16 protein-coding genes are annotated in these 14,346 nt (G+C 45.3%); 10 read left to right on the top strand and 6 right to left on the bottom strand.

The annotated features are described in order from the left end of the window. Positions 1-25: 25 nt before the first annotated feature. From AC58QC_RS18705 to AC58QC_RS18670, 8 genes are all read left to right on the top strand, one after another. Positions 26-1,129 (top strand): HpcH/HpaI aldolase/citrate lyase family protein, encoded by a 1,104-nt coding sequence (locus tag AC58QC_RS18705; protein WP_497416628.1) that lies wholly within the window; start codon positions 26-28, stop codon positions 1,127-1,129. After that, a complete protein-coding gene (locus AC58QC_RS18700; RefSeq protein ID WP_497416627.1) occupies positions 1,074-2,489 on the top strand; it encodes a phosphoribosyltransferase family protein in 1,416 nt (471 codons plus the stop codon). Before AC58QC_RS18705 ends, AC58QC_RS18700 begins: the two co-directional genes overlap by 56 nt. Beyond that, positions 2,462-3,595: a cysteine protease StiP family protein gene (locus AC58QC_RS18695; protein WP_497416626.1), complete on the top strand. Its 1,134-nt coding sequence runs from the start codon at positions 2,462-2,464 to the stop codon at positions 3,593-3,595. The genes AC58QC_RS18700 and AC58QC_RS18695 overlap by 28 nt, the downstream gene beginning before the upstream one ends. Further along, positions 3,592-4,425 carry an HAD family hydrolase gene (locus AC58QC_RS18690; RefSeq protein ID WP_497416625.1) on the top strand — a complete coding sequence of 278 codons (834 nt, stop codon included), beginning with the start codon at positions 3,592-3,594 and terminating at the stop codon, positions 4,423-4,425. Before AC58QC_RS18695 ends, AC58QC_RS18690 begins: the two co-directional genes overlap by 4 nt. Next, positions 4,422-5,444, top strand: a complete 1,023-nt coding sequence (locus AC58QC_RS18685) for an ATP-grasp domain-containing protein (RefSeq protein WP_497416624.1) — start codon at positions 4,422-4,424, stop codon at positions 5,442-5,444. The genes AC58QC_RS18690 and AC58QC_RS18685 overlap by 4 nt, the downstream gene beginning before the upstream one ends. A 262-nt stretch (positions 5,445-5,706) precedes the next feature. Next, complete coding sequence (locus AC58QC_RS18680) at positions 5,707-6,315, top strand: sigma-70 family RNA polymerase sigma factor (RefSeq protein ID WP_497416623.1); 609 nt, start codon at positions 5,707-5,709, stop codon at positions 6,313-6,315. 56 nt (positions 6,316-6,371) lie between these two features. Then, the gene (locus AC58QC_RS18675) at positions 6,372-7,016 is read left to right on the top strand and encodes a pentapeptide repeat-containing protein (protein WP_497416622.1); all 645 of its coding nucleotides are present in this window, start codon (positions 6,372-6,374) and stop codon (positions 7,014-7,016) included. A 26-nt stretch (positions 7,017-7,042) separates the two neighbouring features. Next, positions 7,043-7,606, top strand: coding sequence for a 5' nucleotidase, NT5C type (locus AC58QC_RS18670; RefSeq protein WP_497416621.1), 564 nt, complete (start codon positions 7,043-7,045; stop codon positions 7,604-7,606). A gap of 22 nt (positions 7,607-7,628) precedes the next feature. Here AC58QC_RS18670 and AC58QC_RS18665 read toward each other — a convergent pair whose 3' ends face one another. Beyond that, on the bottom strand, positions 7,629-7,757 hold the full coding sequence (locus AC58QC_RS18665; protein WP_497416620.1) for a hypothetical protein: 129 nt from the start codon (positions 7,755-7,757) through the stop codon (positions 7,629-7,631). Between the two features lie 349 nt (positions 7,758-8,106). After that, the gene (locus AC58QC_RS18660; RefSeq protein WP_497416619.1) at positions 8,107-8,976 is read right to left on the bottom strand and encodes an IS1595 family transposase; all 870 of its coding nucleotides are present in this window, start codon (positions 8,974-8,976) and stop codon (positions 8,107-8,109) included. A gap of 375 nt (positions 8,977-9,351) precedes the next feature. On the opposite strand from AC58QC_RS18660, the gene yunB reads away from it, so the two are divergent. Beyond that, positions 9,352-10,083 (top strand): sporulation protein YunB, encoded by a 732-nt coding sequence (gene yunB, locus AC58QC_RS18655; protein ID WP_497416618.1) that lies wholly within the window; start codon positions 9,352-9,354, stop codon positions 10,081-10,083. Between the two features lie 10 nt (positions 10,084-10,093). On the opposite strand, the gene AC58QC_RS18650 is transcribed toward yunB, so the two are convergent. After that, positions 10,094-11,140 (bottom strand): M23 family metallopeptidase, encoded by a 1,047-nt coding sequence (locus AC58QC_RS18650; RefSeq protein ID WP_497416617.1) that lies wholly within the window; start codon positions 11,138-11,140, stop codon positions 10,094-10,096. Between the two features lie 116 nt (positions 11,141-11,256). Between AC58QC_RS18650 and larC2 the strand changes: the two genes are divergently transcribed. Further along, entirely contained in the window at positions 11,257-11,751 is a 495-nt protein-coding gene (gene larC2 / locus AC58QC_RS18645) for a nickel pincer cofactor biosynthesis protein LarC2 (protein WP_497416616.1), read from the top strand. A 26-nt stretch (positions 11,752-11,777) separates the two neighbouring features. Here larC2 and larC read toward each other — a convergent pair whose 3' ends face one another. From larC to larE, 3 genes are read right to left on the bottom strand one after another with little or no spacing between them, the layout of a single operon-like run. Then, positions 11,778-12,713 carry a nickel pincer cofactor biosynthesis protein LarC gene (larC, locus tag AC58QC_RS18640; protein ID WP_497416615.1) on the bottom strand — a complete coding sequence of 312 codons (936 nt, stop codon included), beginning with the start codon at positions 12,711-12,713 and terminating at the stop codon, positions 11,778-11,780. 9 nt (positions 12,714-12,722) lie between these two features. Further along, positions 12,723-13,496, bottom strand: coding sequence for a nickel pincer cofactor biosynthesis protein LarB (gene larB, locus AC58QC_RS18635; protein ID WP_497416614.1), 774 nt, complete (start codon positions 13,494-13,496; stop codon positions 12,723-12,725). Further along, the gene (gene larE, locus AC58QC_RS18630) at positions 13,493-14,341 is read right to left on the bottom strand and encodes an ATP-dependent sacrificial sulfur transferase LarE (protein WP_497365365.1); all 849 of its coding nucleotides are present in this window, start codon (positions 14,339-14,341) and stop codon (positions 13,493-13,495) included. The genes larB and larE overlap by 4 nt, the downstream gene beginning before the upstream one ends. Positions 14,342-14,346 lie beyond the last annotated feature (5 nt).

The following is a 14,346-nucleotide window of genomic DNA, read 5'->3' as shown; positions in this document are numbered from 1 at the left end:
TTTCTTAAAAGAGGGAGGAATCGGCATGCGATATTTCAATTATTTAACAGCGGATGAAGAGAAAACTTTATTTTACTTACCGCCGAATTCCTTCCATAATCATTCGCACAAAGACATTTTAGCTCATTCCGTTGGCGCTGCCTTGTACATGCCAGCGACCCGTCGTACGTTTGCAGAAGATATTGCCTTTGGTAAAATCGAAGGCTTAGTGTCAGTAGTTCTTGATTTAGAGGATGCCGTTGGTGATAACGAAGTACATGCTGCCGAGGAATCACTTATCGGACAAGTGAACCAGATTGCCCATTGGATTGATGTTGGTATTATAAACAATGATAATCTGCCACTGATATTCGTTCGCGTAAGAAGCGTGAATCAGTTGAATTATGTGCTGGAGAGGCTGGAGGAAAATGTGGCCCTTCTAACGGGCATTGTGTTCCCGAAATTTACTGTGGACAATGGCGAGGATTATTTTCAAGTTCTAGAAAATTACAATGATGAGAAATCGGAAACAGCCCCGACTTTGTACGGATTACCGATTCTGGAATCTGCCTCGATTATTTATAAAGAAAGCCGCACTTCTACTTTACTAGCGATTAATGAAATTATAACGAAGTTTAAAGATTTGGTATTGAACATCCGAATTGGAGCTACAGATTTTTCAAGCTTATTTGGGCTGAGAAGAAGTTCGGACAGAACCATTTACGACATTGCGCCTATTCGGGATTGTGTCGCTGATATTATTAATATTTTTGGGCGTATGGAAGCTTGCAACGTGATCTCTGGACCCGTGTGGGAATATTTCCCTGCGAAAGGACTCATTCACGAAGTGATGCTGGATAAGGAAAATGGCATGATTGGCAAAACCATTATTCACCCCACTCACATTAAGCCGGTTCAGGCGCTCTATGCGGTCACGCATGAAGAATATACGGATGCCACGAGCATTCTGATGAATCATCACGGCGACCTCGGGGTGATGAAGAGCGCCTACGGCAATAAGATGAATGAATTCAAACCCCATTTCAATTGGGCGAAACGTATTCTTTTAAGATCACAAATATATGGGGTGCTGCATGAACAACAATCCTTTGAAGGACTATTCATCCAACCTGACCGAGCGTACGTATAAAATCGCAGGCGATCTGGAGCTTCACGTCACTGTGACTTCCAATCCCCATAACATCCCGCTTGATGCGTTATTCGCGATGGCGGCGAGAATTAATAAGAAACGATCCTTTTTGTTCGTGAGCAAGGTGCTTGGCAAGCATATCCCGGTGAATCCATACACTTCACTGTTAAGTGGAACTACATTAGCGTTGCTACTGGAGCAAGCTTTACAGGGAACGAAGACAGAAGAGAAGGTGCAGCAAGCAATTGCGGGGCTCGTATATCCGGAGAAAGCAGAAACAGCATATAAAGCGATCATGTCTGAGCGCATACAGCTTCAACAGCCCATCGCTTTCATCGGATTTGCTGAGACAGCGACGGCTATTGGTCATGCGGTATATGAGGCTTTTGGGCAGGGAAGTCATTATTTACATACGACACGTGAAGTGATTGATGAATCACCGACCATCCTTCAGTTCGAAGAGGAGCATTCGCATGCCATGGCACACTATGGCTATTCCGACGACCCTGCGATGCTTGCGCAGCCAGAAATTCTCGTTCTCGTCGATGATGAGATTACGACTGGCAAAACCTCACTTAATATTATTCGCGATCTGCAGGGTAAATATCCAAAGAAAGTCTACTATGTGTTAGCATTGCTCGATTGGCGTAAAGAGGAAGACATCTTGCAATTTGCTCAATTGGAGCAGGAGTTAAACATCACCATCCGTGTTATTTCACTGATTCGAGGGAATACGACTGTATTTGGCTCAAGCGAGAGCTTAGCCCTGCCAGCACCGAGCCGCTTGAAAGAGGAGCGAACAGGAACGCTGCAAATCGCCTATGTGAATCATCTATTCTCACACGCGCCATTTGCTGGTAATCGTCCTTATTTGCAGCATAGTGGGAGATTCGGTCTTACACCTCCGAATAACCGACAATTGGATCGTTCTATCACGCAAACAGCTGAGCGGCTAAAACGTATCCGTACGGGGATCAAGACACTCTGCGTGGGTACGGGAGAATTTATGTATATTCCTATGCGTATTGCGGCTGAAATGGGGGCAGGGGTGTCTTATCAATCGACGACGCGCAGCCCGATTCATGTCATTGAACAAGATGACTATGCGGTGAAATTTGGTCATGCTTTTCCTTCGCCAGAGGATGAACATGTCGTGCACTTCTTCTACAATATCCCGTACGGCATGTATCAGGAGCTCTTTCTGTTCATGGAAAGAGAAGTTTCGCCTTCTGCGATGGACCCAATCCTGCGAATCCTCCAAACAAGGGGGCTGCACACCTTGCATATCGTCTTCTTTTCACCGCAGACGGTTGATTGGAAGGAGGCTAAGGTATGGAAGCTTGGCGAATTAGACCAATAGATGAGCCACAACCGATGGGCAGCTATTCGCCTGCAGATGTGACATTTCTACTGAAGGATATCAGCGAGGTACAGCTGGAGGTCGCATTAGATGCCAGAGAACGGGCTATTCAGTCCGGCACGCACTACTCTGAAATGCTTCCGCAAGAGCATCTGCCAGCCTCCGATTATTTGAGCTTATATCAAGACACGCTGAAGCTGTCTGCAGAGAAGGTAGCTTTATCCGCAGGGGCTGTGGCCGAGCTTATCCGAACAAAGAAGGGGCCGAATACAGTCCTAGTTTCCTTGGCTAGAGCGGGTACGCCTGTCGGTATTTTGATTAAGCGATATCTCCAAGATATTCATGGCTTAGATCTCCCCCATTATAGTATTTCGATTATTCGTGGCAAGGGAATCGATGAGAACGCTCTCTTGTACATACTGCAGAAGCACCCTAACGCGAGACTGCAATTCATCGATGGGTGGACAGGCAAGGGTGCCATTCGTAAGGTGCTTTCCCAAGCTTGTTGCAAAATGGCAACGGAATACGGGATCATCCTGGACGATGATCTAGCGGTGCTTGCCGATCCGGGCCATTGCACGGACATGTTCGGAACCCGTGAGGACTTTCTCATTCCGAGCGCATGCCTGAACTCGACGGTCTCTGGATTAATGAGTCGGACGGTGCTGCGCGACGATCTGATTGGACCTCATGATTTCCATGGTGCGAAATATTATAGGGAATGGCTAGGTCAGGATCAGTCTAATCATTTCATCGATACGATCGTGCCTTATTTCAGCGAGGTGACCGAGGAAGCTCAGGCGATTGCTCAAGACATTTTGACCCATCCACCTGAGATTTCTTGGCATGGTTTGCGAGATATACAAGCGATTCAGACAACCTACCAGATTGCAGATATTAATCTGATTAAGCCTGGAGTAGGAGAAACGACTCGCGTCCTGCTCAGAAGAGTACCGTGGAGGATCTTAGTAGACCGCATGGATAATCCGCATATCCGGCACATCCTGCTTTTAGCTGAGGCACGCGGAGTACCGGTTAAGGTGGTTACCGGCCTCACTTACTCGTGTTGTGGCCTCATACAATCCGTGAAAGGAGATGCCGAATGATTTATGCTAGTGATTTAGATCAGACTTTAATTTATTCCCAGCCTGCAGAGCGTGCGGAGCAGTGGGGCGATCGCATTATGATCGCCGAGCTTATTGATGGCAAGGTAAGATCGTATATGTCTTCAACCACGTATCAACGACTGCAAGAGCTTATGAATGAACTCATTTTCATACCTGTAACAACCCGAACAATTGTACAATATGAGCGGATTCACCTGATTAGTAAAAACCTAAAGCCCAGATATGCGGTGACAAGCAATGGGGGAAACATGCTGATTGATGGCAAGGTGGATACGGAATGGCGAGATCTCGTTAGAGCCCGTGTTAGCGAGACGAGCTCCCCTTTAGAAGACGTTCTCCCTGTCATGAACGCTGTTTTGCGTAAGGATTGGGTGCTCAGCTCAAGCTTTTGTGATGAGCTCTTCTATTCCCATATCGTCGAACGCGATCGTATGCCTTTGCAGGAGATAGCCGATCTTAGTACACAGCTGCAGGGGATGGGCTGGCGAACTTCCGTGCAAGGAAGAAAGGTATACATCGTCCCTGAAGCTGTGAGCAAAGGTGCAGCGGTTGCACACCTGAGTCAGGTCCTTGGTGGACGGAAAGTTATCGCTTCCGGAGATTCGCTTCTGGATCAGAGCTTGTTAGACATCGCTGATTTTGCCATTGCGCCAGGTCACGGAGAGTTATTCCGCCAAGAGCAGATGGGGCAGTCTGGGAATTATAGATTTACCGAGGAATTCGGTATTTTCGCAGCAGATGATATCACTACATTTGTACATGCCACACATAGAGAGCACAAAAAGTTGCTCACAAAGGAGTCAATATGAAAAAAGTGTGGTTTAACCGCTGGTTTTCTGTCGCTTATCATTATATGAACAGCATCCGTAACAATGAGGATGGCGTTCAATTCAAGATGTATGCTACGCATCCAGACCGCAGCCACATGGCGCTGAGAGCGGCAGATTTCACTGATACCGAGCCCGTTCTCGGGGACGATGACTATGTGGAGTTCGCGCTTGGCTTTTGCAAGCAGCATGGTATCGATGTATTTATCCCAAGGCTTCATATGTACGCTATTGCCAAGCATATTGATGAGTTCGAAAAAATAGGCACGAAGGTAACGGTTTGCCGTGACCTTGAGCTTCTGGAAAGCATCATGGAAAAACAAAAGTTTTACGAGCGCATTCGCCCGCAGCATATCGTTGCGATTCCCGACTATCATGTGGTGAACACAGCGGAGCAGTTTCTTCAAGCGCATGAAGCGCTAACGGCAGCCGGGCACGGGGTCTGTATGAAGCCAACAAATGGCGAAGGCGGCAATGGATTTCGGATTGTCAGCAATAAGCGGAATGCGCTGGGTGATATGTTTGGACCGGTAATGCCGTATCTCACGAAAGAGCAAGTGTACCAGAACTTGTCGACTGTGGAACGTTTTGATGACCTCATGGTTATGGAATTACTGGGTGGCTACGAATACAGCATCGATTGTTTGGCATCCCCGTCCGGTGAGCTGCTTGCCGCTGTCCCTCGTCGTAAGGCAGATGGACGCTTAAGGCTGTTAGAGGAAGTTCCAGAGCTAATCGAGCTTGCTAATCAAGTGGCAGCCACTTATCGCATTCCATTTAATTATAATATTCAAATAAAATACAATCAGGGTGTTCCAAAGCTGCTGGAGATTAATCCCAGAATGTCGGGTGGATTACAAGTAAGCTGCCTTTCAGGTGTTAACTTCCCATATCTAGCCGTGAAATCGCTTCTTGGCGAAAAGGTTGACGTTCAAAAGCCGACTTTCGGCATATTGGCTAGTCACCTTGAGCAATATGTTATTATGAATCTCGGTGAATAATAAGTAGCGCGCATCATATCTTTGATAATAGGATGATCATTCGTATCAATCAGTCAAAGAGGGTGCGCAGTATGACCGTAGGCGGGATTATCTTATTCGGAATTATTGTAACGTTAATTGTGATAGCTAGTGCAGAGAAAGCAGAATATGTGTCCAATTTTCTCGATAAATAGACATCTTTGAAGCCTGAAAAGGTTTCTTTTTTTTGCTTCGATTTGGTAGAATAGGAGATAGGTCGTTTCACAAGTGAAGGAGATTTAACATGCTGCAATTAAGCGATAGTCAACTTGCAACAATGTGGAGTCAAGGAGATGCGAAAGCGTTTAATCGACTTCTGGAGCTGTATAAGGACAAAATTTATCGATTAGCTTTTCGTATGCTTCGTAATAAATCGGATTCCGAAGACGTTGTTCAGGAGACTTTCCTGCGTGCACATTTGAATTCACATCGATATGACGCTACCAAAAACTTCTCCAGCTGGATCTTTAGCATTGGCAAAAATGTCACCATTGATTTGATGAGGAAGAAGAAAAAAGAGTTATCCATGGATACGAGTTCGTTTCCATCCCATGATGAACGACCCTTGATTGAGAAGCTGGTAAGTCACGAGAAGACGCCTGAGCTTCAGCTCATCGAGCAGGAAACCAATAGCCAAGTTGAACAAATGATTCATGATCTACCCGATAAATACAAAGACCTCATTGTATACAAATATTATTTGGATATGTCCTTAGAGGACATCAGCCGAGAAGTGAATCTACCTGTTTCTACGATTAAAACAAGGCTGTTCCGCGGCCGAAATTATATCAAAAGAAAATGGGGATCCTTATTCTTCATGCTGCACAGCTTAACCTCTGTGATCATTTTTTAAGGTAAGCCGATAAGGCTTATTTTTTTGCCTATGACCCTATGATAAAGGAGCTTCACATGAGTAATCTTAAACTAGATGCACCCAAAATCCCGAAAGAATTGCCCGTCATTTCCTTGGATGACAGGAAATTTGAGCCTGAGGATAGCTTCCATACTGGCTTGATTAGTGACTGCGTAATCGATAATCAATCTGCTTATAAGGTTGCTTTTGATAAAATTATTTTCCGCAATGTGACCTTTACACGTATCGCAATGAAAGAAATTGAGCTGACGGATGTCATTTTTGACCGATGCGACTTATCGAATGTCGACTTTACGGAAGCGACGATTCACAGAACAGAATTTCGGAATTGTAAAATCATCGGCATGGATCTTACAGGAGCAACACTGCGAAATATCCTCTTTCAAGATTGCTTAGGAGACTTCGCGACGTTCCGGATGGCTAATTTCAAACAGATCTCATTTCATTCCTCTTCCCTAACGAGTTCTGACTTCTACGAAGCAACCCTGCAAAAGGTGCAATTCGAGGTCTGCCAGCTAGATCAAGCACAATTTACAGGCACCAAGCTGGAGGGGATAGACCTGAGCTCGTGTGATTTTACAAGCTTAGGGGTAAGTATTGAGGATTTGCGCGGATGTATCATTTCTAGAGAACAAGCCTCCGTATTTGTTAGTCTTTTTGGGATAAAATTAAAGGAATAGAAGCTAGGCGAATGGAGGGTTAGACGATGAAGCTTGGATTTGATATTGATGATACCCTCATTAATCTGAGAGAGCATGCTTTTCATATTTATAATCAAAAGCTGCAGCAAAATATAGGGCTAGAGGTGTTCCAAGCTCTGCCAACGATGGAAATTCACAGTGCGTTTGGTTTAACCAAAGAGGAAGGCGGGAAGCTTTGGCACAGCCTGCGTGATGAGATTTATTATTCGGATTGTGCAACCTTCCCCCACGCGCGCGAGGTTTTGAACCAGTTGGTGGAGCAAGGCCACGAGGTATACTACATTACAGCCAGAGATAAGGAACACACGGAGCGAACACGGCAATGGCTGCTGGACAATGGATTCCCTGTGGCAGAGGGACATTTCTTCTGTGGGATGAGTGATTCCGAGAAAGTACATATCATTAAGGCATTAGAGCTGGATTATTATTTTGATGATAAACCAAAGGTTTTGGAGACGCTGTCCCACCTGCCAGTTCGCATTTGTGTGAAAGATAGATCGTATAATCGACATCTGGATTTGCCGCGGATTACGTCTTGGGATGAGCTTGACGAGCTTTTGAAGGGTTAAAAGAGAAAAGGTGCTCTCATCGTTACAGAACGATTCGAGCACCTTGCTGAAGGGAGAGCAGATCTTGCTCTCCCTCTTTTTCAAGCTGTAAGAGCAACTCATCGGTATCCCGTTTCGGCGCATGGACGAGCAGCTTGAAGTTGCTGCGCATAGATCGGACCATCTGGCGTACATCGGGGAGTCCTTGATGAATTTAGCAGCGGAACCCCAACCCAACCCAACCCAAGCCAAGCCAACCTAACCCAACCCAACCCAACCCAACCCAACCCAATCAAACCCAATCCAACCCCCGAACTCCGATTCCTCTCTACACCTACCACTAATCTCTTCCCTACTCCCTATGGGCACTATCCCCAAAGCTCAGAAAAAAGATCAAAAGAAGTGACTTAGAAAATATAACTCAAATTGAACAGCATGAACGTTACTGCGAGGCTGAATTGGTGATGGTTAAGTAATTGAAAAGGGGAGATGAGCTAGTGGCAGAATAACTTTGCATAGAGCTATGCCATGGAGGATAGAGTGCTGCATTGGTTATGAATGATACAGCGTTTGAAGAGATGTTCAAAAATAGGAATATTGGAATTAATAAGATTAGAACGGTAGCAGAATTCGTCCAGATACGTTTGTAAATGCTTAGGTCCGATACCGTGAAAGGTAGAATTGATCCAAGTGCTTGCTTGTTTTGCAATTTCGAGTAAGGGGCGTTGTCGTTTAGGTGTGTAAAAACCGGTGACAATTTCAATTGTATTCACGGCGGGATCAACGTGGTGTTGCTGAAAGGAAGAGGTGTGGAATCGAGTTATCTGCTTATTTTTAGGTTGGGAAGGTATGATATGTTTGATTTTGATAGTAGTCGAATTCCCCTCATTATTGAGCGAGGAGCCGATGAGTAGAAGATGTTCTTGGGGATGTTTATGGACCGTGGGGTTAAACGGACGTCCATAAATTGCAGAGTTAATTTGAACGGAACCAGTTAATGGGCGCTGGCGTTCTGCTTGCTGGATGGAAGCACGGATTTTATGAAGGATTAGCCAGGCAGTTTTGTAAGTAACCTCGATAAGCCTTGAGAGCTCCATTGCGGTTGTACCAATATGTGTACGTGATATCAGAAAAACGGCCAACAACCATTTACGAAGATGTGTTCGCGAGCCTTCCATAATTGTCCCGGAGAGTAACGAAACTTGGTGACGACAGTGGCAACATTCATATAATGGGAGTCTTCGAGTGGTTGTTATATAGGCATGTCGATGCTCACAACGAGGACAAGAGAAGCCTTCTGGCCATTTCGTTTGAATAAGATAATCGATACAGGCATCGTCAGAGGAAAAATACGCTTGAAACTGATCAAGGGTAAGGCTTGAAATATCCATGTGGGATCTCCTCCGAAATTTTAAGAAAAGAACATTTGTTCCTTTTATTATACCAAACATATGATCCTATTTCAATGATTTGGGCGTGTTTTTTTTGAAGATATATTTTTCTGAGCATAAGGGATAGTGAGCATAGCGGCTGAAAAATTTGGTGATGTACCTAGATAAGCTATTTCGTGAAGTACCTAGATAAGTTATTCGTGATGTACCCAGATAAGTTTATTGGTCATATGTATCCAGATAAGTATTAACAAAGCGTGTGCAGCACTAAGGAAGGTATTTTCTTCTTTTTCAGGTCATGTCCGCATAAGGTAGTACAAATGAGTTGTGGCACACCTAAGCTGGATTTGGGTATACAGAGAAAGGGGGAACAGAATGCTGCAGAGACGACGATGGAGAAGTAGACCAACTGTGAAAACAAGCCGTAAAAAGGTACTTGTGATTGGTTTGCTCATCTTTGTCTTGTTTTGCATACAATTTTTTATTTTTATAGAACGAAATCTCAGACCGCCTTTGATGAATTTGGCCAAGGTTAGAGTTAAACAAATTGCAACACAAGCGATTAATAGTGCAATTGCCGAACATGTTGCAGGAGGAACGAATGCTGAGCAATTAATTGATTGGAAAATGGATAAAAACAATAAAATAACAGGTTTCATGTTGAATTATAACGAGCATATGAGAATTACTTCGGAAGCGATAAAAACCGTCCAGGGTGAGTTGAACAATTTGCAAAGTATTTCAGAACATGTTCCTATTGGGCAAGCTATGAATAGTGCTATCCTCGCTTCTTTTGGGCCAGATGTCCCGATAAGATTGCTCCCAGTTGGAAATGTGAAAGTGGATTTGAATACGCGTACGCAAAATGTTGGCATTAATATGGTTATGTTCGAAGTATATGTACACATTATTGCTGAAGTCTCGGTGATTATCCCTTTCGATTCAGAAACGGAAATCGTCGAAACGGAGATTCCAATTTCTTACTCACTTGTTGTTGGGGATGTTCCAACTTACTATTATGATAATAAAGGCAATCCAGTGGGGAGTTCGAAGGATGGCAGTGCGCCAAGTATTACATTACCAACAATAAATAAAAACCCACCCTGAGGGGGCGGGTTTATTTCTTTTTATTCCGATCTTCACGTTCCCATCTACGCAAGGACGGATAGGGATCGTAACTCCACTCTGTTGAGCCATTATCGCGATATAATCCAAAATGGAGATGAGGTGGAAATTTGCCAGATGTACCTGGTTTCCCATAGCCAGAGCTGCCAACCCAACCAATGGTTTGTCCTGGTTTTACAATGTCGTTGATTTTGACGCTTTTTTGAAACCCGGATAGGTGGGCGTAATAGTGATAAATGTTGTTAAGATCTCGAATGCCAATTCTCCAGCCACCGTATGGATTCCAACCCTTTATTTCAACGATGCCATAGCAAGTGCTTCTAACAGGAACGCCGTAGTTTGCAAAAAGATCGGTACCTTCATGAGTTCGGTGCCCGCCCCAGCCGCGACTATCTCCCCAGGTACTGCGGTAGGAGTAATCGGCTGTAATTGGAAGGGGAAATGCATGTTCATTGGCTTCTAATGTCCCCAAAGACTCATAGATAGCTGCAAATTGCCGAATGCGATCTACACTTCGAGCATTTTGATAATATTGCCAAAGATTAATTTGCAAATTTTCTATTTTAGTTCCGTTTTTGCTTAAAATAGCAGCCATTGCCGCTAGGATATCCAAATCGTTGGTGCGGTCAGCAATCCCATCTCCCGATCCGTCACGACCTAATCCATGAAAAAAGGCGACACTTTTCAGATTCGTGTCTTGTGGATCTGGGTTGAGCATTCCCGCCCAAACTAACTCAGAGAAATAAATATTCGTTATGCCTTGATGAACCGTTCTTTTCTTGACGGTATTCATGGTTTTCTCATATTGATCAACGGCAGCTAAATACGTCCAAGGGATGCCCGAGAGTAAGCCTATTTTTTCAAACAGCTCCTTACGTTCCGTTTGTGTATATTTCGTGGGTTGGGAACCTGGCGTTGGCGTAATTTGGTCTTTTTCCATAGCACTTGCTGCATCAAGATGTGATAAAAGCATTGGTGTGACTGTTGATAGGAGGAGGCTAAGGACGAGAACCTTTGACCAAAATGCTCTGCTTTGCATCTCTATCATCCTTCCTGAAATGTTAGTTCTTAGGATGTACGGATGTGTTCTTGTTTATCCTTCGATCTTTCGTTGTTGAGGGATATTTGCTATGATGCCAATAAGAGGTGGGAAGAGTGACTTTTAACCATAGAGAAGAGCACGTTGACGATCATATGCTTTTAGTTCAGGCTAATTTGGATGATATGAATCCAGAGTGGATGACGTATGTCATGGATAAGCTTTTTGATGCAGGTGCAAATGATGTTTATATGATACCCATTATTATGAAACGGGGACGTCCTGGTATTATGTTGAATGTGCTCGTTGACGAGGAACGACTCTCTCTTATCGAGGAGATTATTTTTAGTGAGTCAACTACGCTGGGCATTCGGTATCTGCATGCTTCTTGTCATCGATTGGCAAGAGAATTTGAGCGTGTGGAAACACCTTGGGGACCATTAACAGTAAAGGTTGGTTATCATGCTGGGAGATTAGTGCAATACGCACCTGAATTTAATGAATGTGAACAAGTGGCGAAGATGCATGAAGTTCCTCTGAAGAAGGTTTATGAGGAAGTTAGATTGTTATTTTTGCAACAGAAAAGACAAAAAAACGCTCTTCCAGAATGATGGAAGGGCGTTTGTCATTGGTTTGACTATTGAGGGGTGCCAGTTGTGAGATCTCCATGATGCGAGTGAGTATGAGAATGACCATGATGATGATCGTGATCATGGCTGTGATCATGAGTGTGGCTGTGTGAATGGTCATGATGGTGGTGATGGTCATCATGAGTGTGCGTATGTTCATGACTATGCTCATGCGCCAGATGCTCATGACTCACTTGCCATTTGCCGATAAAAGGATCGATCTTACCAACTACAACGCGCAGTACATTGGGTTGTTTTGGCAAATCTCTCGTACCTGCTCCATAGCCAATGCTATCAACGACCATCGGTGGGAAGCTTTTGGAGAATTCATCAACAATCCCAGAAATAATGCCAGCACCTGTAGGTGTGGTCATTTCCAAGCTATAGTGCGTAGAAGCGATTGGTAAGCCTCGCATCATCTCGAGTGTAGCAGGAGCGGGAACTGGATAAATACCATGATCGATATGTATGGTTCCAGATCCTAATGGTACTGGAGAGGCGAAAATACGCTCGATCTGCAAGGAGTCGATGGCTAATGCGACACCTACGATGTCAACGATGGAATCTATGGCACCGACTTCATGAAAATGTACTTTTTCAATAGGAGTCCCGTGAATCTTAGCCTCAGCAATCGCAATTTTTTCAAAGATAGCTAAGCTGAGTGCCGTAACTCGCTCATTGAATTCTGCTTTTTGAATGACGTTGACGATTTCTGAGTAGTGTCTGTGATGCTTAGGCGGATGCTCAGGGTCGAGTATGACATCCAGCTTTAGAGCGGAAATACCACGTTTTACAACGCGTTTCCATTCTAAGGTGTAAGGCTCTAGTGTGATTTTGGAAAGCTCATCCTCAATATAACCTCGATCTGCTCCCGCATCCACAAGAGCGCCTAAAGTCATATCGCCGCTTATACCAGAGAAGCAGTCCAAATATAGAATGCGCATGGTCGTAGTTCACGCTCGTTTCGACATATTTTTGTTAATGAGTCCAGCATAATACCCTGCGCCAAAGCCATTGTCAATGTTGACAACGGATATACCAGGCGAGCAGCTGTTCAGCATGGACAGCAGCGGTGCGATCCCAGCAAGGTTCGCACCGTACCCAATACTCGTCGGCACAGCGACGATGGGTTTAGACACAAGCCCGCCCATGACGCTGGCGAGTGCTCCCTCCATGCCGGCCACAACGACAATCGCGTTCGCACCGCGAATGAGTTCGAGCCGGCGGAAAAGCCGATGAATGCCAGCGACACCCACGTCGAACACGCGTTCAACGTGGCTGCCTAGGCATTCTGCCGTAAGGGCTGCCTCCTCCGCCACAGGGAGGTCGGAGGTGCCTGCGCACACGACGGCGATGTAGCCGTCGTGGACTTTGAGCAGCGGGCGCTTAAACCAGGTGAGCGCCCGTGCGGTTTCGTGGTAGGTGACACCTGCCACGTTGGCAACAACATGAGCGGCTTTGGCCGCGTCGACGCGTGTGGCTAGCACGCGATCGGTGTGCTCCATGAGCCGCCGAAAAATAGCCTCGATCTGCTCGGGCGTCTTGCCTTCCCCGAAAATGACCTCGGGAAAGCCCGTACGCTTCTCGCGATCGATGTCGAGCTGCGCAAATCCAAGATCAAGGTTGGCGGGACCTGAGCCGCCTTCTTTGATGATTTGCTTCTTGGCTTCGTCTATATCCAGATCGCCTGTCTGGACGAGTTTTAAGATCTTCTCTAAGTCCATCATAATGAGGCTTCTTTCACCTTATCTTTCGTTTCTTGAGACAGCACTTCATTCATGCTGCCAGTACGGTAGCCTTGCAAGTCTAACGTGACATACGTAAAGCCAAGCTTGCTGAATTTTTCATAGATCGCATCACGATGTTCAACGACCTTGTGAATTTCATCCGGCATCACTTCAATCCGAGCAATCTTCTCGTGGTGGCGCACACGGACTTGATATAGACCAAGCTGGGACAGGAAGTATTCGCCTTCATCCAATTGGTCAATTTTCCACTTCTCAATTTGTGTCCCATACGGGATACGGGAGGACAAGCACGCAAAGGAAGGCTTGTTCCAAGTACTCAGACCTAGCTCTTTGGAAAGCGCTCGGATCTCGTCTTTGGTTAACCCAGCTTCTTGCAGCGTACTTCGTACACCTTGTTCATTCTTCGCTTGAAGACCTGGTCTGTAGTCACCTAGATCGTCTACATTGGAACCATCCAAGATATACGGATATCCCAGTTCTTTCGCAATATCTTGTAAATGGGAATAAAGCCCCGTCTTGCAGTGATAACAACGGTCAGGATTATTGGCAACGAAATTCGCGTTCTCCAATTCCTTTACCTCTGTTTTGTGCAAGCGAACGCCAAATTGTTCGGCTAGTTGTGCTGCGGCATCGAACTCCCTCGTGGGAAACGTTTCAGATGCTGCGGTTACGGCAAGTACTTGATCACCAAGCTCCTGCTGTGCACGTTTGAGGACGAATGTACTGTCAACTCCTCCGGAGAAGGCGACGATGACACGGCCCATGTTTCTAAGAATTTCGCCAAGCTTGCGATCTTTCTCACGCGTTACTTCTTGTATGCTCATGTTTC

The organism is Paenibacillus sp. J22P51 (assembly GCF_059692215.1).
Note: the sequence above shows the minus strand (reverse complement) of the source record. Positions and strands in the feature narration are given on the sequence as shown.